We start from the raw sequence: 24,860 nt of genomic DNA, 5'->3' as shown, positions 1-24,860 counted from the left end.
CTGAAATTGAGTATTCGGGCCGCGAAAACGGGGGGGTGGGGGGGTGGGGACGGGTGTGGGGCGATCAGGCGGGGATGAGCACGGGCTCCGGCGTGTCCGCCTGGGTCGCCTGGGCCTGTCCACCGTCCGGCGATGAGGCTGAGGAGCCCGGCCGCAGACCGACGAAGGCGGCGAGGCCTCCCAGAGCGACCAGCCCGGCGGCCACGAGCAGCCCGAGCCGGTAGCCGGACAGGAACGCGTCCACCGGAGCCGTCCCAAGCCGCAATTCATGGGACTGGCGAGCGGTCAGGATCGCGCCGATCACGGTGATCCCCAGCAATCCCGCCACCTCGCGGGACGCATTGAAGATGCCCGAGGCGACGCCGGCTTCCGAGCGTGGCATGGCCTCCAGGACGCTCGCGGTCAGCGGGACGGTGAGCCCACCGCCGATGCCGATCACGGCGAAGCTGGGCATCAGGTCCGCGAAGCCCGCCCCGGCGCCCAGCAGGCTGACCGACGCGATCCCGGCGGCCATGAGCAGCATCGCGACACCGACGACGCGGTGTGCCCCGAGGCGGTGGGTGATGCGTTCGGAGACCGTTGCCCCGACCGCCATCAGCAACGCCATCGGCACGAACGCGGTGCCGGCCTTCGTCGCTGAGAAGCCGAGGACGCTCTGCAGGTACAGGCTCGTGAAGAAGTAGATCCCGAACAGCCCGAAGCCCCACATCACCAGCGCGACCAGACCGCCGGAGAAGACCCGCTCGCGGAACAGGCTCAGCGCGACCATCGGCGCTGAACTGCTCAGTTCGAGCCGGACGAACACCGCCCCCAGAACCGCGGACACCGTGAACGCGCCGAGAATGAGCCCGGACGTCCACCCGTGCGAGCCGCCCTCGATGAGCGCCCAGGTCAGGGCGAGCAGAGCGCCGGCAGAGGTGAGAACACCGGGCAGATCTATGCGTGTCGGGGCGTCGGCGGCGGAGGACTCAGTGATGGCCCAAGCGCCGAGCGCGAGGGTGGCGATGCCCACGGGAACGTTGATGTAGAAGATCCATCCCCAGTTGGCGTGCTGGCTGAGCAGGCCACCGAGCAGCGGGCCGACTGCCAACGCGAGGGCGCCGACACCGCTCCAGATCCCGACTGCCGCGGCTCGTTGGCGGGTCTCAGTGAAGGTGGCGGAGATGATCGCGAGGGTGGTCGGCGTGACCAGCGCGGCGCCCAGGCCCTGCACGGCGCGGCTCGCGATCAGGGTCTCGACGTTGCCGGACAGCCCCGCGATGAGTGAGGCGCCGGTGAAGATGGTCAGGCCGATGAGGAACAACCGGCGCCGGCCGAAGACGTCTGCCAGCCGGCCGCCGGCAAGCAGGAGGCTGGCGAACACCAGGATGTAGGCGCTCACGACCCATTCAAGGCCGGAGATGCTCAGGTGCAGGTCGCGCTCGATGGCCGGCATCGCCACGTTCACGATGTTGTTGTCGAGGTAGGTCATGAAGGTGGCCAGCGCCACCGCGGTCAAGGTCCAGCGTGCTCGTGCTCGCTCCATCGGTTCACTCCTATACGGGATACATGTACGTCGTATAGGAAACCCTCTACCTTGTATAGTTGTCAACATGGCGACGCGAACCTCACCGAAGAAGGCCGCTCCGAACCTCGACCGGGGCCAGCTCGTCGAGCGAGCCCTGGCCATTGCCGATCTCGAATCCCTGGACGCCATCACGATCCGGCGCCTGGCCAGCGAGTTCGGGGTCACCCCCATGGCGCTCTACTGGCACTTCGAGAACAAGGAAGCGCTACTGGCCGCCATGGGCGACGCCTTCTACGACCGCATCGAACTCGGTCCCCTGTCCGACCCGGGGGAGCAGTGGGACAAGCGGCTCAGGCGCGTCCTCGACGCCTTGGTGGACACGCTTCGTCGCCATCCGGCCTCGTCGTCACTGGCCATGCCGCGCATCCTGCAATGCGCCTCCGGCCTCGCGCTGACCGAACTCACCCTGCAACTGCTGGTCGACGCGGGCTTCTCGACGCAGGAAAGTGCGGACATCGCCCGGACCGCTCTGCAGACGGTGATGATGCTCGTTGCGGGCCAGCCCGGTGGGGAGTTCACCGTCGCCACTCAGCAACGGGACCAGGTGCTGGCCGACAAGCGCCGCACCATCTCCCAGCTCCCCGCTGAGCGCTACCCGCGGGTCATCGAGAGCGTCGGCGCGCTCACTGCCTGCGAGGACGACGACAGCTATTTCGGATACGGAATCGACCTCTTCCTGGCCGGCGTCTGCTCCCGGCACGCCCAGCTGTCCCTGGTCTAGGGCGCCCGGCGGATAATGGCACCCATGGATCTGCTCGCACCCCCGACCAAACTGCCCGAGGACCCCGCCGCCGCTCAGCTGGCCGAGGGTGGCGATCCGGTGCAGGTGGCCTCCCAACACCCGTCCTCGTCGCTGGCGTGGGCCACGCTGGCCGAGGAGGCCCTGGGACGGGGATTCACCGTCGAGGGGTACGCCTACGCTCGCACCGGCTACCACCGAGGACTGGACTCGCTGCGCCGTGCCGGTTGGCGAGGCACAGGTCCCGTCCCGTGGTCGCACGAACCGAACCGTGGCTTTCTGCGGGCGCTTTTCGCCCTGTCGCTGGCCGCGGCGGCCATCGGTGAGACGGACGAGGCCCAGCGATGTGCGAAATTCGTCGACGACTGCGACCCGACGGCCGCCGACCACCTGAAGTAGGCCCGCGCAACGAGGGCAACCTCAACGGGTCTGGGCGCGCAACGAGGGCAACCTCAACGGGTCTGGGCGCGCAACGAGGGCAACCTCAACGGGTCGGGGCGCGCAACGAGGGCAACCTCAACGGGAAGCGTTCCTCGGTTCGGTAGCGGTTGCCGCGACCGGCGCGCAGCACCGACTCGATCAGCTCGAACTCGGTGACGCGCCAGGGCCGGCCCGCGAACAGTTCGAAGATGCGCAACCATCGGGTGGCCTCCTGCGCACGATTCATCCGGGCCAGGGTCAGGTGCGGACGAAACCGTCCGCCGTCCACCTCGATGCCCGCCACGGACGCGGCCCGGCGGACGGCGGCGCTGAGCCGAATCACCTGGTCGGTCTGTCCAGCCACCCCTGTCCACAGCACTTTTGCCCTGGCAGGACTGGGAAAACTGCCCGCTCCCGCAAGCTGGAGGTCAAACGGCGCGTGCTTGTCCGCCACGGCCCGCAGGCGGTCGACGAACTCCTCCTCGGCGTCAGCCGGAACGGCCTCGGCGAAGGCCAGCGTGAGGTGCCAGCTGTCCGGCGTCGTCCAGCGCACGGTGGAGTCGGCCGCCCGCCGAGGCTCGGCGAAGCGGTCCAGATCGTCGAGGATGTCCTCAGGTGGCCGTATCGCCACGAACATTCGGGCGGTCACGGTCGGCTCCGGCCGGCGCTCATCGCGGTGACGAATACGGCGGGGGTGCGGCGGCCAACGGTGGGGTTCCCGCGGCCTGCTGGCGTAGCGGCGTCTGGGCCACGGCCCGGTTGCGAGTCAGCGAGTTCACCAGGTCGGCGTGCAGGTAGTAGGCATCGGCCGGACCGATACCCCGCTCCACCCGGTCGCGCAGGAAGGCCAGTTCCGTCGCCGCGTTCTGGAAGGCCTTCAGAGCCCGCGCGCCCTCGGGCCCGGTTCGCTTGCGCACAGCCCGCACCCACGCCCGGCGTGCGGCGATCGAGGCCAGCCAGCCCGCTTCCATCGGAGAGATCCACCGGTAATAGACCATCGCCGGAAGCTGGGCATTGACGACGTCACGTTCGCGGCGACGATGGTGGCGAGCCCACAGGATCGCGCCGGCCAACGCCGGCAGCATCACGACGGCATACACCAGCAGGTACGCGCCGAAGCCGAAGGTGGTCGATGAATTCCACAGGGCGTGCAGGCCGATCGCCGCGAGGAAACCGACCAACGGCGCCGCCCACGTCACTACGCCCCGCGGTCGGCTGACCGCCAGCCCGATCCCGATGCCGGTGAAGGACGTGAACAGCGGGTGCGCAAAGGGGGCCAGTACCAAGCGAAGGACGATCGTGGCGACGCCGGCGTCCGTCCCGCTGCCGAAACTCTGGGCGATGTACCCGATGTCCTCGATGAAGGCGAAACCGACCGCGGTGAATCCGGCGTAGACCAGTCCGTCGACGACCCCGTCGAACTCCCGCCGCCGGGCGCCGGTCAACATCACCAGCAGGAAGGCGCCCTTGCTGGCCTCCTCGATGGCCGGACCGACCAACGTCAGCGTGATGCCCTTACCCAGCACCTCGCTGGTGGCCAGTTCGAGCGCGATGCTCACCATGACGGCCACGGTGGCGCCCCAGAGGAAGGCCAGCAGCAACAGGCGGGTCGGTTCCGGCTCCCAGCGATCCAGCCAGAAGTAGCCGGCCAGGACGGCGAGCATGGCGACGGTGGTGGACGGGACCGCGATCAGCAGGCCGGCGGGATCGCGCACCCCCGCCAGCAGCGCGAAGGCCGCCGCCAGGATGCCCAGCCCGATCAGGACCGCAATCGGCGCGCCGGTCGCGCGAGTCTTGCGGCGCAGCCACGGCATCCTCACAGCCTATTGTGCGGCCCGAAATTTGTTCCGGACACGGCGTGTCGCCAAATTTCGGGCCGCACAATGCCGCATTGGTTGATACGGCCGCAGGGGTTGTCACAGTGCGCAGCGCCAGAGCTCGGGCTCGGACCAGAGCGTGCGCTTGGAGCGGGGACGCTCACGGGCCACGCCGTCCTGCCGAACGAGCGCCGGGTCGCAGGCCAGCTGCAGGGACCGGCCGCGCAGGACCCGCTTACGGATCCGTCCCAGGACGACGGTGGCCTCCAACTCCGCCGGGCCGAGTCGGCGCACCGTGACCGAACGCGCCGGACCGTCACACAGCCGCTGGTCGTCCACCACGGCACGCACCCACCAGGGAGCGGACGAGCCGGGCCAGGGTCCCAACTCGGCGTGGTCCACGCACACGCCGCCGGAATCGTCCTTGATCACGCCGATCAGCCGCGGCGGACTGCCCAACGCCGAGAGCTGACCGTCGAGGTCATCCGCCAGGCCCAGCGCGCTCAAGTACGGAACGGGTTCGCGGGCGAGCACCGCGGTGGCGGTGGTGGCCAGCACCCCGGCTCGTTGCAGCCGACCGAGCACCAGCTGCAATCCCGCCAGATCCGCATCGATGATCAGCCGCCCCGCGAAGCTCGGCCCCAGGCCGCGCACCACCTCGTCCACCCCGGCCGGCGTCGCGGCGACCCGCCGGGGGCGAACCGGAGCGTCCAGCCGCAGCGTGGCGGCGGCGGCGAGTTCCACCGGACCCGGCCACCCGCGGGAGGTCGGTCTCCCGGCACGATCATCGGTATCGGCGCCAATATCACCGATACTGACGAGCAGGTGATCCACGTTCGTTACCCTTTCTTGGCACGGCCGTGCGCCACCGTTTCCGGCTGGGCCCGGATCCGTTCAGCCGACGTCAGGAGTCTGCTACATGCCAGCGATCGTTCTGGTCGGCGCTCAATGGGGCGACGAAGGCAAGGGCAAGGCCACCGATCTCCTCGGATCCTCGGTGGACTACGTGGTGAAGTTCAACGGCGGCAACAACGCCGGGCACACGATCGTCATCAACGGCGAGAAGTTCGCGTTGCACCTGCTTCCGTCCGGGATTCTCTCCGAGAACTGCGTGCCGGTCATCGGCAACGGCGTGGTCATCGACCTGGAAGTGTTGTTCAGCGAGATCGAGGCCCTCGAGGCGCGCGGACGATCCGCGGCGAAGCTGGTCATCTCCGCCGACGCCCACGTCATCCCGCCGTACAACACGACGCTGGACAAGGTGACCGAACGCTTCGCCGGCAGCCGCCGGATCGGCACCACCGGCCGGGGGATCGGCCCCACCTACGCCGACAAGATGAATCGCGTCGGCATCCGGGTGCAGGATCTCTTCGACGAGGAGATCCTGCGGGGCAAGGTCACCGCCGCGCTGAACCTGAAGAACCAGATCCTGGCCAAGATCTACAACCGCCGGGCCATGGACGTCGACTCGGTCGTGGCCGAACTGTTGTCCTACGCCGACCGGCTGCGGCCGATGGTCGTCGACTCTGCGCTCCTGCTCCACCACGCGCTGGACGAGGGCAAGACCGTGCTGCTGGAGGCCGGCCAGGCCACCATGCTCGACGTCGACCACGGCAACTACCCGTTCGTCACGTCGTCCTCGGCGACGGCCGGCGGCGCCTGCACCGGCAGCGGCATCCCGCCCACCCGCGTCTCGTCGGTCATCGCGGTCGTGAAGGCGTACTCGACCCGCGTCGGGGAGGGACCGTTTCCGACCGAACTGCATGACGAGTGGGGCGAACGCCTGCGGTCGGTGGGTGGCGAGTTCGGTACGACGACGGGACGGCCACGGCGCACCGGTTGGTACGACGCGCCGATCGCCCGCTACGCCGCACGGATCAACGGGGTCACCGACTTCGTGCTCACCAAGCTGGACGTGCTGACCGGGATCGAATCCATTCCGGTCTGTGTGGCCTACGACGTGGACGGCCGCCGAGTGGAGGACATCCCGATGACCCAGCGGGATTTCGCGGTCGCCACGCCGATCTATGAGAGCTTCCCCGGCTGGACCGAGGACATTTCCAAGGCGCGGTCGATGCAGGACCTGCCCGACACCTGCCAGGCCTACGTGCGTGCGCTGGAGAAGATCTCGGGTGCGCGGATCTCGGTCATCGGGGTCGGCCCGGGGCGCGACGAGTCGATCGTCCTGCACGATCTGCTGGCCTGAGCCGATGCGCGTTCTCGTCGTCGGGTCCGGGGCCCGTGAGCATGCCCTGTGCCTGTCGTTGTCGGCCGACCCCGCGGTCACGGCCCTCATCTGCGCGCCCGGTAATGCCGGCACCGCCTCGGTCGCCGAGCAGCGTCCGGTGCAGCCGACGGACCCGGCTGCCGTGGCCGCGCTGGCCGGTGAGGTGTCCGCCGATCTGGTGATCATCGGCCCGGAGGCTCCGCTCGTGGCGGGCGTGGCCGATGCGGTGCGCGGGGCCGGCATCGCCTGCTTCGGCCCGTCCGGGGCGGCGGCTCAGCTCGAGGGCAGCAAGGCTTTCGCCAAGGACGTCATGACCGCGGCCGGGGTGCCGACCGCGGGCGCCTACGTGTGCGAGACGCCGGAGGAGGCCTCGCACGCCCTGGACGAGTTCGGGCCGCCCTACGTGGTGAAGGACGACGGGCTGGCCGCCGGGAAGGGTGTCGTGGTCACCTCCGATCGAGCCGTTGCTCTGGCGCACGCGGCGGCCTGTGGGCGGGCGGTCATCGAGGAGTTTCTGGACGGCCCCGAGGTCTCGCTGTTCTGCGTGACCGACGGGTCCGCGGTGGTGCCGCTGCAGCCGGCTCAGGACTTCAAGCGGATCTTCGACCACGACGAGGGGCCGAACACCGGCGGTATGGGGGCCTACTCACCGTTGGACTGGCTGCCGGTGGGCACCGTCGCCGATGTGGTGGCCCGGGTGGCCCAGCCGACCGTGGACGAGCTGGCCCGACGAGGCATCCCGTTCTCAGGGCTGTTGTACGTGGGACTGGCGATGACCGGCAACGGTCCGAAGGTCATCGAGTTCAACGCGCGCTTCGGCGATCCGGAGACCCAGGTCGTCCTCGCACTGCTGGAGACCCCGCTGGCCGGCGTCCTCTACGCGGCGGCGACCGGTCGGCTGGCGGAGGTCCCGCCGCTGCGGTGGTCCGACGGCGCCGCGGTCACGGTGGTCATCGCGGCGGCGCGGTATCCGGATCCGCCGCGGCTGGACGATCCGATCACCGGCGGGGACCAGCCGGGCGTCATCCACGCCGGAACGCGCCGTGACGCCGACGGGGTCCTACGCGCGTCCGGAGGCCGGGTGCTGTCGGCGACCGCGACCGGTCAGACGTTGGCCGAGGCGCGGGACGCCGCTTACCGGCTGGTGGACTCGATCGACCTTCCCGGCGGGCAGCACCGGACCGACATCGGTCTGAAGGCGGTCCAGGGAGGCATCACCGTCAGCCGGTGATCGTGATCGGCTGGCCGTTGGCGAGCAGTCTCCAGTCCACCGAGGCGAAGACGGACGGGTCGATGGTCCCGACCGCGCTGACCCAGTCGATGATCAGCTGCCGGATCTCCACCTGGGCGTTGTAGACCACCGGAGCGGTCGTGACCCCGGGGAAGTTGCCGCCGCCGGAGGCGCGGTAGTTGTTGATCGCGATCAGGAACTGCTGCTCGTCGGCCACTGCCGCGCCGCCGTAGGCCAGGTTCACGATGCGGGACCCCGGCGCCTTGGCGATGTCGATGTCGTAGGTCAGCCGGGTCCCCGCCGAGGTGCCCAGACCACCCATGATGTCGTAGTTGTAGTCCGGTGTCCCGCCCGGCGCGGTGGGCGTGACGGCGTTCGTGACGTCGGCTGCGGCGAACGGTCCGCTGCCACTGACCTGCTTGAAGTAGGTCGCGGAGAACTCCAGGTAGGCCCGCACCTGCGCTCCGGTGAACTGGATCGCCTCGAGGGTGTTGTCGTAGATGTAGAGCCCGGCGACGTCGCGCACGGTCACGTCACCGGCCGGAATGGCGGCCTCGGCGTTGAACGGAGCCGCGATCGACAGCACCGGCAGGGATGTGCCAGTCGCCTTCGTCACCGCGTCGGCCTGGATGTAGTTGATGAAGTCGATGGCTGCGGTGTCCTGGTAGCGGGAGGTGGCCGCCGACATCGCCGCGGCGGACTTGCCGATCACGCCGTTGACGTAGGTGCGGGTCTTCTCGTGCGCGGCTGTGAGGATCTTGACGATGTGGGCGTCCTCGGCGGCGGTGTTCGCGTTGAGCAGGGTCGCGGTCGCGGTGGACACCGACCACCGCCCGTGGCGGTCGCGCTGCAGGTCCAGGTCCATGACAGTCAGTCGCTCGCCCCACTTCAACGGCTCGGACAGCAGGACCTGCCTGCCGGTCTGGGTGTTCTGGACGTAGCGCTGCTCGATCTCGACGTGGGCGTGCCCGACCAGGATGGCGTCGATGTCGGGCACGTTCGCCGCGAGCAGGGTGGAGGCGTTCTCCGGCCACGGCAGCGCGTCGCCGTATGAGGAGGACGTGCTCGCTCCCGAGTGGCAGGACACGATGACGATGTCGGCTCCGGCTCGCTTCACCCGTGGGATCAGTTCGGCCGCCTGCTCGACGATGCCGTTGAAGGTGATCCTTCCGTCGAGATTCGCCTTGTCCCAGATGGCGCAGCCGGGGGTGACGAGGCCGACGATGCCGACTGAGACGTGCTCAGCTTCGCGACCGTGGTCGTGGCCGTGACCGTGGCCGTGGTGCGAAGCCTTGGGACCCACCGGCACCTTCTTGATCACGTACTCGGGAAACGCAGGCTCGCCGGTGTTCCAGTCGAGCGCGTTGGCGCCGAGCAGCGGGTGGTGCAACTGGGCCTGGAACTTGCGCAGCAGCGCCACGCCGTAGTTGAACTCGTGGTTGCCCAGCGCCGCCGCGTCGTAGCCGATGGCGTTCATCGCGGCGGCCATCGGGTGGACGGGACCGGCCGTGATCGGATCGATCTTGGCGTAGTAGTACGACAGCGGAGTGCCCTGGATCGTGTCGCCGGCGTCCAGGGTCAGGGTGGTGCAGCGCCCACGCTCGTCGCGCACCGCCGCTATCAGGGTCGCGATCTTGGCCAGGCCGATGTCGTTGTGCGCGGCGTCGTCGTACTCGGCGTCCTTGAAGTAGTCCCAGTTGAAGACGTTGCCGTGGGTGTCCGTGGTCCCGAGCACGGTCAGGGTGAAGCGATCCGGGTGCTCGGCCGGCGCGCTCGCCGAGGCGGTGGCAGCCCCGGCTGCCCAGAGCGCAGCGCCGGCGCCGGTGACGGCGGCGGAGGCGAGAATCTGACGGCGGCTCATGGTGAGATGGTCCACGGTACGTCCTGTCCGGTCGTCGAGCTGCGGTGCGGCATTGTGTGCCGAATAAGAACCCTAAAGTGGTTAATGTGCAGTTTCGGTGACCTGCCGATGAACGTTCAGGTGGACATCGGTCCTCTGGGACAATTGGCCGGTGACTTCTGCGAAACCCGTCATTCCGAACGTGCTGGCCGGGCGTTACGCCTCGACATCGATGGCCGTCCTCTTCAGTCCGGAAAACAAGATCGTGCTCGAGCGGCAGCTGTGGCTGGCCGTCCTCACCGCTCAGCGAGACCTCGGCATCAGCACGCCCGACGGGGCCATCGAGGCGTACGCCAAGGTGGTCGACCAGGGCATCGCCGCCGTTGACCTGTCCTCGATCGCAGCTCGCGAGCGGGTCACCCGGCACGATGTGAAGGCCCGCATCGAGGAGTTCAACGAGCTCGCCAGCACGGACCAGATCCGCGAACTCATCCACCGGGGCATGACGAGCCGGGACCTGACCGAGAACGTCGAACAGCTGCAGGTTCGCCAGGCGCTGGCTCTGGTCCGCACGAAGGTGCTGGCCGTGCTCGTCCGGCTGGCCCGCCGTGCGGCCGAGTACGAGACCCTGGTGCTGGCCGGTCGTTCGCACAACGTCGCAGCCCAGGCCACCACCTTGGGCAAACGCTTTGCGACGGTGGCCGACGAACTGCTTGTGGCCCTGGGCCGGCTGGACGACCTGCTCGCGCGGTATCCGCTGCGGGGGATCAAGGGCCCGGTCGGGACCGCCCAGGACATGCTCGACCTGCTCGATTCCGACGCCGCGAAGCTGGCCGAGCTCGAGCAACGGGTGGCGGCGCACCTGGGCTTCGAGCGGGTGTTGACCTCGGTCGGGCAGGTTTATCCCCGCTCACTCGACTTCGACGTCCTCAGCGCCTTGGTCCAGGTCGCGGCGGCCCCGTCGTCGTTCGCCAAGACGGTGCGCCTGATGGCCGGCAACGAGCTGGTGACCGAAGGCTTCAAACCCGGGCAGGTCGGTTCGAGCGCGATGCCGCACAAGATGAACACCCGTTCGGCCGAGCGGATCAACGGCTTTGCCGTCATCCTGCGCGGCTATGCGGCCATGGTGGGCGAGCTGGCCGGCGATCAATGGAACGAGGGGGACGTCTCCTGCTCGGTGGTTCGCCGGGTCGCCCTGCCGGACGCGTTCTTCGCCCTCGACGGCCTGTTGGAGACGACGCTCACCGTGCTCGACGAGTTCGGTGCCTTCCCGGCCGTGATCGCCCGCGAGCTCGACCGGTACCTGCCCTTCCTCGCCACGACCAAGGTCCTGATGGCGGCGGTCCGCGCCGGGCGCGGTCGCGAGCAGGCTCATGAGGCGATCAAGGAGCACGCCGTCCGTGTCGCGCTGGACATGCGCGAGCAGGGCGCGGCCGACAACGACCTGATCGCCCGGCTGGCGGCCGACGAGCGACTCGGCCTGGACGAGACGTCCCTGCGTGCGGAGCTGGCCGACCCACTCGCCTTCACCGGCGCCGCCCAGGCGCAGGTCCAGGCCGTGATCGCCGCGGTGGAGCTGGCCCTGTCCAGCGAACCCGCCGCGGCTGACTACGTGCCCGAACCCATCCTCTGACCCGTGTGACAGGATCGGCGCCGTGAGCATCCCGGACAGCGGTTCTGCCGCGCCCTCCGACGATTTTCTGGATCGGCACGACGGGCTGACCCACGTGCACTCGGGCAAGGTACGCGACCTCTACGCCACCGAGACCGGCCATCTGGTGATGGTCGCCGGTGACCGGATCTCGGCCTACGACCACGTGCTGCCGACGCCGATCCCGGACAAGGGCCGGATCCTCACCGCGATGACGGTGTGGTGGTTCGATCAGCTGTCCGGCCTGGTCGACAACCATCTCGTGTCCTACGACGACGAGCTGATCCCCGAGTCCTGGCGTGGTCGTGCCCTGCTCTGCACGCGACTGGACATGATCCCGGTCGAAGCGGTGGCCCGGGGTTATCTGGCCGGTAGTGGCCTTAGCGAGTACCGGGCCGGTGGCGCCGTGTGCGGAGTGCCCCTGCCGCCTGGCCTGGTCGACGGGTCGCGGCTTCCCGCGCCGATCTTCACCCCGGCCACCAAGGCCGCCGTCGGAGAGCATGACGAGAACGTCAGCTTCGAGGTGGTCGCCCGCCAGATCGGTCGCGAGCGTGCGGACGAACTGCGAGAGCTCACCCTCAGCATCTACACGCGGGCCGCTGAGATCGCCGCCGAGCGTGACATCCTGCTCGCCGACACCAAGTTCGAGTTCGGCCTGAACCCCTCGTCCGGCTCGATGGTGCTCGCCGACGAGGTGCTCACCCCCGACTCCTCGCGCTTCTGGCCGGCCGAGACCTACCAGCCGGGACGGACCCAGCCGAGCTTCGACAAGCAGTACGTCAGGGACTGGCTGACCTCGCCCGCCTCCGGATGGGACCGCGGCTCGGACCTGCCGCCGCCGCCGTTGCCCGACGAGGTGGCCGCCGCGACCCGGCAGCGATATGTGGAGGCGTACGAGCGCCTTACCGGGCTACGGTTCTCGGACTGGCTGGCGCCGCGCGGCTGAGCGGGGACGAAGGGACGGTTACGGTGCTGTACGGAGACCGGGTGACCTTGCGGGCGATGAGCTCGGCTGACTACCCGCGCATGACCGAGTTCAAGAACGACGTCGAGGTCGAGTTGCTGTCCGGGGGTGCAGCTCCGCGCCCACGGTCGCTGGCGATGCTGAGCGAATTCTTCGACGAGTTGGTCAAGGAGAAGGACAGTTTCGGCTTCGTCATCGAGGCCGACGGCACGTGCATCGGCGACATCGGACTGTTTCATCTCGACCGGCTCAGTGCCACCGCCGAAGTCGGCATCGGCATCGGTGACAAGGATTACTGGGGCAAGGGCTACGGCCGCGAGGCCATGCGGCTGATCGTCGAATACGGCTTCCGAATGCAGAACCTGCGCAAGATCTGGCTGGAGACCCACGCGACCAACGAGCGCGCCCTCCGGTGCTATCAGGCGGTCGGCTTCGTCGAAGAGGGGCTGCAGCGCTCCCACGTCTACTCCGGCGGCGAGTATGTGGACCTGGTGCTGATGGGACTTCTCAGGACGGACTGGGACCGCCGCGGCGCGGCATAACCCAGCTCACATAACTAGTTTCTCCGTTCGCCTGCCAACTGAGCGTCGACGTGCAAGAGTCGAGATTCCTCGGCCACCCGCCGCCGACCCCGCTGCGGGTGGCCGAGGCTCTCCGTCGGGGTTGGCGGTGAGCCACTCCACGGCTCGCTAAGCTGATGCGGCATTCCACCGCCGTGAGGAGACCCGAAGTGACGCGAGTCGTCGTCGACGTCGTGATGAAGCCCGAGATTCTCGACCCGCAGGGCCAGGCGATCCTGGGCGCGCTGGGTCGGCTCGGGATCGAGGGCGTCAACTCCGTCCGGCAGGGCAAGCATTTCGAGCTGGACGTCGATGACAACCTCGACGACGAGACCCTCACACGGCTGGCCGACACGCTTCTGGCGAATCCGGTCATCGAGGACTTCACGATCCGCCGCTGAATCCGGCGCCGACGCAGCCCGGTAATCTTGCCGGGTGGCTATTCGCGTTGGCGTCGTGACCTTCCCCGGCAGTTTGGACGATCGTGATGCACTTCGCGCGATCCGGATCGCGGGAGCCGAACCAGTTCCGCTCTGGCACGGCGAGAAGTGGTTGTCCGACGTCGCCGCCGTGGTTCTGCCCGGCGGCTTCTCCTACGGTGACTACCTGCGCGCGGGCGCCATCGCCCGCTTCTCCCCCGCCATGGAGTCGATCATCGACGGCGCCCGGCAGGGCATGCCGGTACTGGGAATCTGCAACGGATTCCAGGTGCTGTGCGAGGCGCATCTGCTGCCCGGCGCGCTGATCCGCAACGACCATCGCAAGTTCGTCTGCCGCGACCAGCGCCTACGGATCGAGAACGCCGACACGCTCTGGACGTCGGGCTACCAGCAGGGTCAGGAGATCGTCATCCCGCTCAAGAACGGCGAGGGCGGCTACGTCGCGGACGAGAACACCCTCAACGAACTCGAATCCGAGGGCCGGGTGGTGGCCCGCTACCTGCAGGACAATCCGAACGGGTCGTACCGCGACATCGCCGGCATCAGCAACGCCGAGGGCAACGTCGTCGGCCTGATGCCCCATCCCGAGCACGCGGTCGAGGATCTGACCGGCCCCGCGGGCCACGGGACGGACGGCCTGCCCTTCTTCACCTCCATCCTGCAGAAACTGGTAGGCATCTAACCCATGGCGAACTACAACGTGGACACCGTCAAGGACGCCAAGAAGAACCCGAAGCTCGAGCAGCCCTACGCCGAGCTGGGCCTGGCCGACAACGAGTACGCCCGCATCAGGGAGATCCTGGGCCGCCGGCCCACCAGCAGCGAGCTGGCGATGTATTCGGTGATGTGGTCCGAACACTGTTCGTACAAGTCGTCGAAGGTCCACCTGCGTCAATTCGGGGACAAGGTGCCGGCTCAGGCCAAGGACGTCCTGCTCGTCGGCATGGGCGAGAACGCCGGCGTGGTCGATGTCGGCGAGGGCTACGCGGTCACCTTCAAGATCGAATCGCACAACCATCCTTCCTTCGTCGAACCGCACCAGGGCGCGGCCACGGGCGTGGGCGGCATCGTCCGGGACATCCTGACCATGGGTGCGCGGCCGGTCGCGGTGATGGACTCGCTCCGGTTCGGGCCTGCGAACGCCGCGGACACCGCACGGGTGCTGCCCGGTGTCGTCGCCGGAGTCGGCGGCTACGGCAACTGCCTGGGCCTGCCGAACATCGGGGGCGAGGTCGTCTTCGATCCGACCTACCTCGGCAATCCGCTGGTCAACGCCCTGTGTGTCGGCGTCCTGAAGAAGGACGAGATCAAGCTGGCCAAGGCCGAGGGGCCTGGCAGCAAGGTCGTGCTGTTCGGCGCCCGCACCGGCGGTGACGGCATCGGCGGGGCGAGCGTGCTGGCCAGTGCGACCTTCGAGGCAGAGGGTGAGCGCAAGCGACCGGCGGTCCAGGTCGGTGACCCGTTCGCGGAGAAGGTGCTCATCGAGTGCTGTCTGGAGATCTTCGCCGCCGATTTGGTGACCGGCATCCAGGATCTCGGTGCGGCCGGCCTTTCCTGCGCGACGACCGAACTGGCAGCCGCCGGAACGGGTGGCATGTCGGTGGACCTCGACCGCGCGCCGTTGCGGGACGAGACGCTGGTGCCCGAAGAGATCCTGATGAGTGAGTCCCAGGAACGCATGATGGCCGTGGTCACGCCCGAAAACCTCGGCGCGTTCATGGACGTCTGCAAGAAGTGGGACGTCACCGCCACCGTCATCGGCGAGGTCAACAACTCCGGCCGCCTGACCATGCGCTGGCACGGCGACAAGATCGTCGACGTCCCGCCGCGCACGCTGGCCCATGAGGGCCCGGTCTACCAGCGGCCGATCAGCCGGCCCTACGACCAGGACGCTCTCAACGGAGAGCACGGTAACGGCCTGCCCCGCCCCAACACCGGCGAGAAGCTCCGGGCCACCGCACTGCGGCTGATGGCGAGCCCGAATCTGGCCGACAAGTCGTGGATCACCGATCAGTACGACCGGTACGTGCTCGGCAACACGGTGCTGGCGCAGCCGGAGGACTCGGGCATGATCCGGGTGAGCGAGAACTCGAACCTCGGGCTGGCCCTGGCCACCGACGGAAACGGCCGGTACACCAGGCTCGATCCGTACACCGGGGCTCAGCTCGCGCTGGCGGAGGCCTACCGCAACGTCGCCACCACCGGCGCCAAACCGCTGGCGGTCACGAACTGCCTCAACTTCGGCTCGCCGGAGGATCCGGCCGTGATGTGGCAGTTCTCCGAGGCTGTTCGCGGCCTGGCCGACGGCTGCCAGCAGCTGGGCATTCCGGTGACCGGCGGCAATGTCAGCTTCTACAACCAGACCGGGACGTCACCGATCCTGCCGACCCCGGTCATCGGCGTACTCGGCCTGATCGCCGACGTTCACCAACGCACTCCGATCGCGTTCAACCACGACGGCGATCACCTGTTCCTGCTCGGCGACACCGCGGACGAGTTCGGCGGGTCCGAGTGGGCCCACGTCGTCCACGGCTTCCTAGGGGGCAAGCCGCCCGCGGTGGACCTCGAACGCGAGCGGGTGCTGGCCGAAGTCCTCGTCGAGGCGTCCGGTCGGCAACTGGTATCGGCCGCGCACGATCTGTCCGACGGAGGCTTGTTCGTCGCCCTGGCCGAATCGGCGCTGAGGGGTAAGACGGGCGTGCGGGTCAGCGTGCCCGAGGGGCTGGACCCGTTCGTGTTCCTGTTCTCCGAGTCGGCCGGACGCGCTGTGGTCGCGGTACCCCGCGGCCAGGTCGAGGCGTTCACCGCGCTGTGTGGGGACAAGAATGTGCCGGCCGTCAACATCGGCCGGACCGACATCCTGGAGACGGCGATCGACGTCGCCGGGCAGTTCCGGTTGCCGGTCTCGGAGATCCGCCGGGCCTGGAGCGAGACGCTGCCGGCCCTGTTCGGCTGAGTCGGCGGTGGCCGCCGCCAACGCCCGGGGCGCCGCCAAACGCGGGCAGGCGCTGATCGCCCAAGCCGAGATCCTCGACGACTGGTTGGCGCAGCTGCCGGAGTCCGACTTCGCCCGGCCGTCGGTGTTGCCCGGCTGGGATGTGCGCGCCCTGGCCGGTCACCTGCTGGGATCGCTGCGTAGCTACGCCCGGGTCAACGGCACCCCGTCGGACGGGAAGGCCTTGCCGGTGGGCGAGTACCTGAGCCGTTACGCCCCGGCGGCGAAGGAGATCGCTGCCGCGACGCAGGAGACGATCGGTGCCGCCGGTCCGCAGGAGCTGCGGGTGGCCTTCCACGAGGCGGTCGCCGCTGCGCGAGCGTCGGCAGGTGAACCGCACCCCGCGGTGGTGGCCGGGATGCGCGGCTCGCTCACCGCCGAGGATTGGGCCCGTACCCGGATCGTGGAGCTGGTCGTGCACGCCGATGATCTGACCCGGTCATTGCCGGACCGGCCGGCGGTACCGCTGGCGAAGGCAGCGCTCACCGATGCGGTGCGGACGCTGGCGACGGTGTTGGCCGACCGGTACCCAGGACATTCCGTCGAGGTCCGGGTTCCGCCCTTCGTGGCGGTCCAGGCCATTGAGGGCCCCCGGCACACCCGGGGCACGCCGCCGAACGTGATCGAGACCGACGGCCTCACCTGGCTTCGGCTGGCGAGCGGGCGCTTGGCCTGGTCCGAGGCCCGGGCCGGATCGTCGGTGCGCGCCAGCGGCAACCGCGCCGACCTGGCGCCCTACCTCCCCCTCCTCTGACCGTTGACGTTGCCCTTGTTGCGCGCCGCTGACCGTTGACGTTGCCCTTGTTGCGCGCCGCTGACCGTTGACGTTGCCCTTGTTGCGCGCCGCTGACCGTTGACGTTGCCCTTGTTGCGCGCGCCGACCTCTTCGAACGAGCCCCACGCCGCACGCACAGTCAGGCAGACTCGTGTCGTGCCTGAGCCCGATCCCGCCCCGCGCCGCCCTGCGAGCCATGGCCGACCAGATCGGTCGAGCATCGAGCGCTGGCTTACCGGACACGGAGTGCCGACCTTCGTGATCGGCTATGCCCGGCCGCGACGCGCGGTGCCCTGGACCGTGGCCGGCATCCTGTTCGCCGAGCTGGTGATCACGGTCCCGGTCGTGGTCGGAGTCGGACCGGCGGGCGTGTTCCCGAATCTGGGCGTGGCGGTGCTCGCCGCGCTGGTGGGCTCCGCGGCGGGGTACCTGGCGCTGGCCACCGGCATCGTCCCCTTGGCGTTGTTCGCGCTGCGCCTGCTGTGGCAGATCGTCGTGCGCGGCGGGACCTCGATGATGTCGGTGATTCCGCTGCTGCTCGTTGCCGTCGCTTTCTTCTTCCTCGGAGCGGAGACCTGGCAGACGGTCGGCCGCCTGCATGGACTGCCCCTGGCCCTGACCGCGTTGCTGTTCGCTGGCATCGGCATCGTGTTCGTCGGCAAGCAGGTACGTCCGGACCTGGACGAAATTGCCTTCGTCGGGGTGGACGGGCTGCGCGCGGCATTACCTGACGAGCTGGCGGTGCCCGACCACCTCGCCGAACGGGCCACCGCGGCGCCGCAGCCCGCGCTCGGCCGGGCGGAGGCGTGGAACCTACGAGCCGTCACGGCGCTGGCCCAACTGACCGTCGCGGCAGTCGTCGGACTGTTGATCTTCGCGTTCTTCATCGTCTTCGGAGTGCTGACGGTCGATACGGCCACGGTCACCGCCTGGTCCATCGAACGGGCTCAGGTCTGGTGGCAGGCACGTCTGGCCGGACACGACTACGCACTGTCCAGCGAGCACGTGCGGGTCGCAGCGTTCCTCGGCGTGTTCAGCGCGTTCTACTTCGTGGTCACCGCCAGCACGGATACCGCGATGCGGACCAGCCTGACCGCCGGTGCCCGCTCACACGCGCGGACGTGCCTGGCCGTACGGTCGGTGTACCGAACCGCGTTGGCCGATCCCGGCCGACCACCATCGCCCGCTGCCCCACCGGGAGCCTGATGTCCCAGCCGTCCCCTGAACCCGTCAGCTACCTGAGCACGCCCTGGGGCGAGGCGATCGTGGAAGACGCCGCCGATCAGAACCTCGGCGACGGTAGCGGCGCTCACGGGCAAGACGAGTCAGATGGCACGGGCGGTGGGGACGGCACGGGCGGCAGGGACGGTGGGGCCGGCCCATCATGGACCCGATTCGCCGCTCCTTGGACAGACCCCGGCATGCACAGCCCGCTGGATCGAGTCCTCGCCGTCGCGCTGCTCGGGTTGTGGACGCTGTCGGTACTGGCGGCGGCGATTTCCCCCTTCCTCACCTACTTCACCATCAGCTTCCCCAATCCTGAGCCGTCTTCGCTCGCGATCGAAACGCAGTCGGTCAGCGGCTGGGGGGTCATCTCGCTGTCGACGGGCGACTCGGGTTCGGGCAACATCCACACCCAGCGTTTCGGGATCGTCCTCGCGGTCGCGGCGGTCATCCTCGTCGTGGCTCTGGTCGCGGTGCTGGCCTTCCGCCGGGCCGTGTGGCCGCTGCTCATCGGCCTGGCGGCTTCGTTCCTGATGCTGGGCGCAGTCGCGGGGGTCGTGCTGGAGTGGGACGCGGAAAGGTCGCAGCTCAACCAGATCGGCGCGTCGAACTTCGTGCTCCATCTCGAGACCGGGTTCTGGCTGGCCATTGCGGCCGCCGCGCTGTCCGTGCTTGGCGCGGGCGCGGCCGTCGATGTCGTCTATCGCCGGCTTCGCCTGCTGGCCGCATCCTCGCAGAGCGCACCACGAACCGAGCCATACCCGCCGCCATACCCGCCGCCCTACCCGCCACAGCCCGAGCCGTACCCGCCGCAGTACCAATCGCCATACCCGCCGCCGTACCCGCCACAGCCCGAGCAGTACCCGCCGCCGTACCCACAGGAACGTGCGCCGTACCTGCCGCAATCCGAGAGCTACCCGCCCGAGGCCGGGGCGATGCCGCCGGCCCCGTACACCGGACCACCGTCCTACCCGGATCCGTTCTCCGACGGCGCGGGCGGCTCGGGTAGTGGCGGTCAGCAGCACGGCTGACCAACCCGTAGACTTCGTGCTGTGGCGCGCGGAGACGGACGGCTCACCCACGACCTCAACCCCCAAGACCAGGGTCCCCAGGACGCCTGTGGCGTTTTCGGGGTCTGGGCACCGGGCGAAGAGGTCGCCAAGTTGGCGTATTTCGGTATGTACGCCCTGCAGCATCGGGGGCAAGAGGCAGCCGGCATCGCGGTCAGCGACGGCTCCTCGATCCTGGTGTTCAAGGATCTCGGGCTGGTGAGCCAGGTTTTCGACGAGTCGACCCTGGCGACACTCAAGGGTCACATCGCCCTCGGCCACACGCGCTACTCGACCACCGGGTCGACGACGTGGGAGAACGCCCAGCCGATCTTCCGCACCACGGTCACCGGTACCGGCATCGCTCTCGGTCACAACGGCAACCTCGTCAACACCGCCGAGCTGGCCGCCGCCAACGAGACCACGCCCCATCGCGGGGACAAGAACGGATCGACGTCGGACTCCGATCTGATGACGGCGCTGCTCGCGGCCCGTCCGGACGTCAGTCTCGAGCAGGCCGCGATGGAGGTGCTGCCCACGCTGAAGGGTGCCTTCTCGCTGGTTTTCATGGACGAGCACACGCTCTACGCCGCGCGTGATCCCCAGGGCGTCCGGCCGTTGTCGCTGGGACGGCTGGAACGAGGCTGGGTGGTCACGTCCGAGTCGGCGGCCCTGGACATCGTCGGCGCCGCCTTCGTCCGTGAGATCGAACCGGGCGAACTCATCGCGATCGACGAGGACGGCTTGCGCTCGCAGCGTTTCGCCAACCCCGATCCCAAGGGTTGCCTGTTCGAGTACGTCTACCTCGCCCGCCCCGACACCACGATCGGTGGCCGATCGGTTCATTCGACCCGCGTTGACATCGGCCGGCGGCTCGCGCGTGAACACCCCGTCGAGGCCGATCTGGTCATGCCCACGCCGGAGTCCGGCACCCCCGCCGCGATCGGTTATGCCGAGGAATCCGGCATCCCCTACGGCATGGGTCTGGTCAAGAACGCCTACGTCGGCCGGACCTTCATCCAACCCTCGCAGACGATCCGCCAGCTCGGAATCCGGCTCAAGCTCAACCCGCTGCGAGACGTGATCCGCGGCAAGCGCCTGATCGTGGTCGACGACTCGATCGTGCGCGGCAACACCCAGCGCGCCGTGATCCGGATGCTGCGTGAGGCGGGCGCCGTCGAGGTCCACGTGCGGATCGCTTCGCCGCCGGTCAAGTGGCCCTGCTTCTACGGCATCGACTTCGCATCGAAGGCCGAGCTGCTCGCCAGCGGCCTGGACACCGAGGGCATCCGCGCGTCCATCGGCGCGGACAGCCTCGGCTACATCTCTCTCGACGGCGTGGTGGCCGCCAGCGAACAGCCCAAGACACGGTTGTGCCGGGCCTGCTTCGACGGCGAGTACCCGATCGCGTTGCCGGATGTGGTCGGCAAGCACGTACTCGAAGGCATCGGTCGGGCAGTCGGCGCCGGTGCCCCTTCCGGTGCTCGCGAGCCCGAGCTGGCCGAGGGCTACCCGGGTGCGGACGCCCTGCAGCGCCCGTAGTGCGGGCAGTCGATCGGAGACGTGGTTCAGCCATGAGTGACATGTCCTATGCCGCCGCCGGGGTCGACATCCAGGCCGGTGACCATGCGGTCGAGCTGATGAAGAGCTCGGTCGGACGGACGCGGCGACCGGAGGTGCTGGGGGGCCTGGGCGGTTTCGCGGGGCTGTTCTCCCTCGATCTCGCCCGTTACCCCCGCCCGGTGCTGGCCACTTCCACCGACGGCGTCGGCACGAAACTCGTCATCGCCCAGCAGCTCGACGTCCACGACACCATCGGAATCGATCTGGTGGCCATGGTCATCGACGACCTCGTCGTGGTCGGGGCGGAGCCGCTGTTCATGACCGACTACATCGCCACGGGCAAGGTCGTCCCGGACAAGATCGCCGCGATCGTGTCGGGCATCGCCGAAGGCTGTGTGCGAGCGGGCTGCGCGCTCGTCGGCGGCGAGACGGCTGAGCACCCCGGAGTGATGGGCGTCGACGACTACGACATCTCCGGCGCAGGCACCGGGGTGGTGAACGCCGACGAAATGCTCTCCGCCGACCTCGTCCGTCCGGGCGACGTCCTGATCGCGATGGGCTCCTCGGGCGTTCATTCCAACGGGTACTCGCTGGTGCGCCATGTCCTGTCCGCGGCGCGGCTGGAGTTGTCCTCGCGCCCGGCGGAATTGGGTGGCAGCACCCTAGGGGAGCAGTTGCTGACGCCGACCACCATTTACGCACAGGATTGCCTGGCGCTCATTCGTGAGGTGGGCGTGCACGCCCTCTCGCACATCACCGGCGGGGGCCTGGCGGGCAACCTGGTGCGCATTCTTCCGGTTGGGGTCGAGGCCGTGGTCGACCGGGCGAGCTGGTCGCCGTTGCCGATCTTTCAGTACCTGGCCGCTCAGGGCGGCGTCGGGCGCACCGACCTCGAACCCGCGTTCAACCTCGGCGTGGGGATGGTCGCGGTCGTGTCGGCCGATCGCGCCGACGCCGCCATGGACCTGCTGAGCGCGCGCGGGGTGCCGGCATGGCGGCTGGGCGACATACGACAGGCGGGGCACGCGGCCACGGCGGCCGTGGTGCTCACGGGGGACTACTCCAACTGCGGCTTCTAGCCATGCCCGCGTCGTCTCCGGGTTCAGCCGGAGCGGCGGGCCCAGGTGTCGTCGTCGAAGCCGGTGTCGGCGTCTGACTCCCGATAGGGGTCGCTGTACGGGTCGTGGTCCGACTCTTCGCGGCGGTAGCCCGTGGGCGGTGGTTGCCCGAGCTCACGCTGAAGTGCGGAGAAGTCGGTGTCCTGGGTGTGGTACTTCAGTTCCCGGGCCACTTTGGTCTGCTTTGCCTTCGCACGGCCGCGCCCCATGGCTCGACCCCCTCGCTCACACGGTCATCCGGGGCGGAGGCGAACACCGGCAGTGGGTCGACTGACGGTCATCCGCGGTCCACGCCGGGAATCTGGTTATCAATTCGTGCCCCGAGAGTACATCGGGCCGGGCCTGGAGCGCACACCGATAGGACGTTGAGTCACGTAAGCGACAGAGTCCACTCTTGGCTCCGGCTCATCTAGCGCCGCGTGGTTACCGAAATCCGAGTGATACCGCCATGAGCACGCTCTCCGTGAGCGCGGCTAACCAATTGAGCACACAACGAACACGGGCCGTCACCAGCGGTGTCGAGTTATACCTAAAACCGCCCATCGTTACCAAAGCGATACCATTTGCGCCCCACTTCACAGTGCCTAGACAAGATTCTGGCCGGGAATTTGGTGCATACTTCCTAGGACGACGCAACGGGATGCGCGTTTTGTGAATACCAGGAAGGGGGCGAGGATCATGACCAACCCTCGTCAACGCACCGAGTCGGAGCCTCTGTTGACTCCGTCCGAGGTGGCCACGCTGTTCCGAGTTGACCCCAAGACGGTCACCCGGTGGGCCAAGGCCGGCAAGCTGACTTCGATTCGCACGCTCGGCGGTCACCGCCGGTACCGCGAGTCTGAGGTTCGCTCGCTCCTCGAAGGAAACACGAACACCCCTGTAGAGGTCTGAGTCCGTCCCCCCGGTACAGGGATCCGGGGCGTCGAACCAGCTGACAGGGCTGCGCAAGCAGGCTTGCGAAGGCCGCATCCTCAATGGCGAGGGTGCGGCCTTCGTCATGCCCCGGTCTGGCCGCGCGCCCGGATTGGCGGTTGACTGCCCTTCATGACCGCCGCGAACCTCCCCTCCTACGCCAGTGGAACCTCGACGACACCGCTACTCGGCGACACCATCGGTGAGAACCTCGCCCGCACGGCCGCCCGGTTCGCCGATCGCACGGCCGTCGTCGAGTGTGCCTCGGGCAGGCGGCTTCGCTATGCCGAGTTCGACGCCGCGGTGGACGGGCTCTCACGCGGGCTGGTCGCGCTGGGCCTGCAGGCCGGCGACCGAGCCGGGATCTGGGCACCCAACGGCATCGACTGGATGCTGGTCCAGTACGCCACGGCGCGCGTCGGCGTCATCCTCGTCACCATCAATCCCGCGTACCGCAGCCACGAGCTCGGCTACGTCCTCGCCCAGTCAGGCGTGGCTGTGCTCTTCAGCGCGGTCACGCACAAGGGCTCGGACTACCGTGCCATGGTCGATGAGGTCGCCGGCGACTGTCCTGACCTCAAGCACGTCGTCTATCTGGGTGAGTCCAGTTGGGACGAGGTGGTCGCGGCCGGGCAGGCAGTACCGATCGAGATCGTTCGCGGAATCGCTGCCGGTCTCGACCCCGACGACCCCATCAACATCCAGTACACCTCGGGCACCACCGGGTTCCCCAAGGGCGCGACGCTGACCCATCACAACATCCTGAACAACGGCTACTTCGTGGGCGAGCTGTGTCACTACACCGAACGGGACGTCGTCTGCGTGCCGGTGCCGTTCTATCACTGCTTCGGCATGGTCATGGGCAACCTGGCCTCGACCACACACGGGGCCTGCCTGGTCATCCCGGCCCCCGGCTTCGACCCGGCCGACACGCTGCGGGCGGTGCAGCAGGAGCGGTGCACGTCCCTCTACGGCGTGCCGACCATGTTCATCGCCGAACTGTCGTTGCCGGACTTCGCCGACTACGACCTGAGCTCGCTGCGGACCGGGATCATGGCGGGCTCGCCGTGCCCGACGGAGGTCATGAAACGAGTCGTGGCCGACATGGGCATGACCGAGGTGACGATCTGTTACGGCATGACCGAGACGAGCCCGGTGTCCACCCAGACCCGGATCGGCGACACCCTGGAGCAGCAGACCGGCACCGTGGGCCGGGTCCACCCGCACGTTCAGGTCAAGGTGATCGATCCGGCGACCGGCCGGATCGTCCCACGCGGGACCACCGGAGAGCTGTGCACCCGGGCGTACTCGGTGATGCGGGGCTACTGGCAACAGCCCGACAAGACCGCGGAGGTACTGGTGAACGGCTGGATGCACACCGGAGATCTGGCCGTGATGGACGCCGAGGGTTACCTGTCGATCGTCGGCCGGTCCAAGGACATGGTCATTCGAGGCGGGGAGAACGTCTATCCGCGGGAGGTCGAGGAGTTCCTCTACCAGCACGCCGACATCGAGGACGTCCAGGTCGTCGGCGTCCCGGACGAGCGCTACGGCGAAGAACTGCTGGCCGCGATTCGGGTGCGCGCCGGATCGCAACTGTCCGAGCAGGACGTCCGGGACTTCTGCCGCGGCCGGCTCGCCCACTTCAAGGTGCCGAGGTACGTGCAGTTCGTGGACGAATACCCGATGACGGTGACCGGCAAGGTGCAGAAGTACCGGATTCGCGACGCGGCGGTCCAGCGGCTCGGCCTCTAGTCTTTCGATTTCG

The 24,860-nt window shown here is 68.5% G+C and carries 23 protein-coding genes; 17 read left to right on the top strand and 6 right to left on the bottom strand.

What is annotated here, in order from left to right:
• Positions 1–64: 64 nt before the first annotated feature.
• Positions 65–1,525 (bottom strand): MFS transporter, encoded by a 1,461-nt coding sequence (locus M6D93_RS18785; protein ID WP_249771673.1) that lies wholly within the window; start codon positions 1,523–1,525, stop codon positions 65–67.
• Positions 1,526–1,592: 67 nt separating this feature from the next.
• Between M6D93_RS18785 and M6D93_RS18780 the strand changes: the two genes are divergently transcribed.
• Together M6D93_RS18780 and M6D93_RS18775 are read left to right on the top strand one after the other, a co-directional pair.
• Positions 1,593–2,288, top strand: coding sequence for a TetR family transcriptional regulator (locus tag M6D93_RS18780; protein WP_249771671.1), 696 nt, complete (start codon positions 1,593–1,595; stop codon positions 2,286–2,288).
• Positions 2,289–2,303: 15 nt separating this feature from the next.
• On the top strand, positions 2,304–2,705 hold the full coding sequence (locus M6D93_RS18775; RefSeq protein WP_347343510.1) for a DUF3151 domain-containing protein: 402 nt from the start codon (positions 2,304–2,306) through the stop codon (positions 2,703–2,705).
• Between the two features lie 85 nt (positions 2,706–2,790).
• Here M6D93_RS18775 and thpR read toward each other — a convergent pair whose 3' ends face one another.
• The 3 genes from thpR to M6D93_RS18760 form a co-directional block, all read right to left on the bottom strand.
• Positions 2,791–3,375: an RNA 2',3'-cyclic phosphodiesterase gene (gene thpR, locus M6D93_RS18770; RefSeq protein ID WP_249771666.1), complete on the bottom strand. Its 585-nt coding sequence runs from the start codon at positions 3,373–3,375 to the stop codon at positions 2,791–2,793.
• Positions 3,376–3,394: 19 nt separating this feature from the next.
• Positions 3,395–4,540, bottom strand: a complete 1,146-nt coding sequence (locus M6D93_RS18765) for a PrsW family intramembrane metalloprotease (protein WP_249771664.1) — start codon at positions 4,538–4,540, stop codon at positions 3,395–3,397.
• Between the two features lie 102 nt (positions 4,541–4,642).
• A complete protein-coding gene (locus tag M6D93_RS18760; RefSeq protein ID WP_249771662.1) occupies positions 4,643–5,377 on the bottom strand; it encodes a hypothetical protein in 735 nt (244 codons plus the stop codon).
• Between the two features lie 85 nt (positions 5,378–5,462).
• Here M6D93_RS18760 and M6D93_RS18755 point away from each other — a divergent pair, with 85 nt between their 5' ends.
• Positions 5,463–6,749: an adenylosuccinate synthase gene (locus tag M6D93_RS18755; RefSeq protein WP_249771660.1), complete on the top strand. Its 1,287-nt coding sequence runs from the start codon at positions 5,463–5,465 to the stop codon at positions 6,747–6,749.
• A 4-nt stretch (positions 6,750–6,753) separates the two neighbouring features.
• Complete coding sequence (purD, locus tag M6D93_RS18750; protein ID WP_249771658.1) at positions 6,754–8,001, top strand: phosphoribosylamine--glycine ligase; 1,248 nt, start codon at positions 6,754–6,756, stop codon at positions 7,999–8,001.
• Here the strand turns inward: purD and M6D93_RS18745 are convergent.
• Positions 7,991–9,862, bottom strand: a complete 1,872-nt coding sequence (locus M6D93_RS18745) for a bifunctional metallophosphatase/5'-nucleotidase (RefSeq protein ID WP_249771656.1) — start codon at positions 9,860–9,862, stop codon at positions 7,991–7,993. The two genes, purD and M6D93_RS18745, sit on opposite strands and share 11 nt — an antisense overlap.
• A 211-nt stretch (positions 9,863–10,073) precedes the next feature.
• On the opposite strand from M6D93_RS18745, the gene purB reads away from it, so the two are divergent.
• The 11 genes from purB (at position 10,074) to purM (ending at position 22,141) form a co-directional block, all read left to right on the top strand.
• The gene (gene purB / locus M6D93_RS18740; protein WP_347343706.1) at positions 10,074–11,474 is read left to right on the top strand and encodes an adenylosuccinate lyase; all 1,401 of its coding nucleotides are present in this window, start codon (positions 10,074–10,076) and stop codon (positions 11,472–11,474) included.
• Between the two features lie 67 nt (positions 11,475–11,541).
• Complete coding sequence (locus tag M6D93_RS18735) at positions 11,542–12,438, top strand: phosphoribosylaminoimidazolesuccinocarboxamide synthase (RefSeq protein WP_347343705.1); 897 nt, start codon at positions 11,542–11,544, stop codon at positions 12,436–12,438.
• 23 nt (positions 12,439–12,461) lie between these two features.
• Positions 12,462–12,998: a GNAT family N-acetyltransferase gene (locus tag M6D93_RS18730; protein WP_249771650.1), complete on the top strand. Its 537-nt coding sequence runs from the start codon at positions 12,462–12,464 to the stop codon at positions 12,996–12,998.
• 188 nt (positions 12,999–13,186) lie between these two features.
• Entirely contained in the window at positions 13,187–13,417 is a 231-nt protein-coding gene (purS, locus tag M6D93_RS18725; RefSeq protein WP_249771648.1) for a phosphoribosylformylglycinamidine synthase subunit PurS, read from the top strand.
• A gap of 34 nt (positions 13,418–13,451) precedes the next feature.
• Entirely contained in the window at positions 13,452–14,138 is a 687-nt protein-coding gene (purQ, locus tag M6D93_RS18720) for a phosphoribosylformylglycinamidine synthase subunit PurQ (protein WP_249771646.1), read from the top strand.
• Positions 14,139–14,141: 3 nt separating this feature from the next.
• Positions 14,142–16,412, top strand: a complete 2,271-nt coding sequence (purL, locus tag M6D93_RS18715; protein ID WP_249771644.1) for a phosphoribosylformylglycinamidine synthase subunit PurL — start codon at positions 14,142–14,144, stop codon at positions 16,410–16,412.
• Between the two features lie 7 nt (positions 16,413–16,419).
• On the top strand, positions 16,420–17,205 hold the full coding sequence (locus M6D93_RS18710) for a maleylpyruvate isomerase family mycothiol-dependent enzyme (RefSeq protein ID WP_249771642.1): 786 nt from the start codon (positions 16,420–16,422) through the stop codon (positions 17,203–17,205).
• Positions 17,206–17,382: 177 nt separating this feature from the next.
• A complete protein-coding gene (locus M6D93_RS18705; RefSeq protein ID WP_249771640.1) occupies positions 17,383–18,432 on the top strand; it encodes a hypothetical protein in 1,050 nt (349 codons plus the stop codon).
• Positions 18,432–19,481, top strand: a complete 1,050-nt coding sequence (locus tag M6D93_RS18700) for a hypothetical protein (protein WP_249771638.1) — start codon at positions 18,432–18,434, stop codon at positions 19,479–19,481. The genes M6D93_RS18705 and M6D93_RS18700 overlap by 1 nt, the downstream gene beginning before the upstream one ends.
• A 21-nt stretch (positions 19,482–19,502) precedes the next feature.
• Positions 19,503–21,041, top strand: coding sequence for an amidophosphoribosyltransferase (purF, locus tag M6D93_RS18695; protein ID WP_249771636.1), 1,539 nt, complete (start codon positions 19,503–19,505; stop codon positions 21,039–21,041).
• Positions 21,042–21,073: 32 nt separating this feature from the next.
• Positions 21,074–22,141: a phosphoribosylformylglycinamidine cyclo-ligase gene (purM, locus tag M6D93_RS18690; RefSeq protein WP_249771634.1), complete on the top strand. Its 1,068-nt coding sequence runs from the start codon at positions 21,074–21,076 to the stop codon at positions 22,139–22,141.
• A gap of 23 nt (positions 22,142–22,164) precedes the next feature.
• Here the strand turns inward: purM and M6D93_RS18685 are convergent, their stop codons facing one another.
• Entirely contained in the window at positions 22,165–22,389 is a 225-nt protein-coding gene (locus M6D93_RS18685) for a DUF3073 domain-containing protein (RefSeq protein ID WP_249771632.1), read from the bottom strand.
• A 469-nt stretch (positions 22,390–22,858) separates the two neighbouring features.
• On the opposite strand from M6D93_RS18685, the gene M6D93_RS18680 reads away from it, so the two are divergent.
• Together M6D93_RS18680 and M6D93_RS18675 are read left to right on the top strand one after the other, a co-directional pair.
• Positions 22,859–23,071, top strand: a complete 213-nt coding sequence (locus M6D93_RS18680; protein ID WP_249771630.1) for a BldC family transcriptional regulator — start codon at positions 22,859–22,861, stop codon at positions 23,069–23,071.
• Between the two features lie 153 nt (positions 23,072–23,224).
• A complete protein-coding gene (locus tag M6D93_RS18675) occupies positions 23,225–24,847 on the top strand; it encodes an AMP-binding protein (protein WP_249771628.1) in 1,623 nt (540 codons plus the stop codon).
• The last annotated feature ends 13 nt before the right edge of the window (positions 24,848–24,860 follow it).

The sequence above is a fragment of the Jatrophihabitans telluris genome, from assembly GCF_023516435.1.
GTDB lineage: Bacteria > Actinomycetota > Actinomycetes > Mycobacteriales > Jatrophihabitantaceae > Jatrophihabitans_A > Jatrophihabitans_A telluris.
This window is presented reverse-complemented; position numbering and strand designations above follow the sequence as displayed.

What these genes read in the sequence shown, in the direction of transcription:
- M6D93_RS18785 (WP_249771673.1), bottom strand. Translation starts at nt 1,525, where the DNA reads ATGGAGCGAGCACGAGCACGCTGGACCTTGACCGCGGTGGCGCTGGCC.
- M6D93_RS18780 (WP_249771671.1), top strand. Translation starts at nt 1,593, where the DNA reads ATGGCGACGCGAACCTCACCGAAGAAGGCCGCTCCGAACCTCGACCGG.
- M6D93_RS18775 (WP_347343510.1), top strand. Translation starts at nt 2,304, where the DNA reads ATGGCACCCATGGATCTGCTCGCACCCCCGACCAAACTGCCCGAGGAC.
- M6D93_RS18765 (WP_249771664.1), bottom strand. Translation starts at nt 4,540, where the DNA reads ATGCCGTGGCTGCGCCGCAAGACTCGCGCGACCGGCGCGCCGATTGCG.
- M6D93_RS18755 (WP_249771660.1), top strand. Translation starts at nt 5,463, where the DNA reads ATGCCAGCGATCGTTCTGGTCGGCGCTCAATGGGGCGACGAAGGCAAG.
- purD (WP_249771658.1), top strand. Translation starts at nt 6,754, where the DNA reads ATGCGCGTTCTCGTCGTCGGGTCCGGGGCCCGTGAGCATGCCCTGTGC.
- M6D93_RS18745 (WP_249771656.1), bottom strand. Translation starts at nt 9,862, where the DNA reads ATGAGCCGCCGTCAGATTCTCGCCTCCGCCGCCGTCACCGGCGCCGGC.
- purB (WP_347343706.1), top strand. Translation starts at nt 10,074, where the DNA reads ATGGCCGTCCTCTTCAGTCCGGAAAACAAGATCGTGCTCGAGCGGCAG.
- purL (WP_249771644.1), top strand. Translation starts at nt 14,142, where the DNA reads ATGGCGAACTACAACGTGGACACCGTCAAGGACGCCAAGAAGAACCCG.
- M6D93_RS18700 (WP_249771638.1), top strand. Translation starts at nt 18,432, where the DNA reads ATGTCCCAGCCGTCCCCTGAACCCGTCAGCTACCTGAGCACGCCCTGG.
- purM (WP_249771634.1), top strand. Translation starts at nt 21,074, where the DNA reads ATGAGTGACATGTCCTATGCCGCCGCCGGGGTCGACATCCAGGCCGGT.
- M6D93_RS18685 (WP_249771632.1), bottom strand. Translation starts at nt 22,389, where the DNA reads ATGGGGCGCGGCCGTGCGAAGGCAAAGCAGACCAAAGTGGCCCGGGAA.
- M6D93_RS18680 (WP_249771630.1), top strand. Translation starts at nt 22,859, where the DNA reads ATGACCAACCCTCGTCAACGCACCGAGTCGGAGCCTCTGTTGACTCCG.
- M6D93_RS18675 (WP_249771628.1), top strand. Translation starts at nt 23,225, where the DNA reads ATGACCGCCGCGAACCTCCCCTCCTACGCCAGTGGAACCTCGACGACA.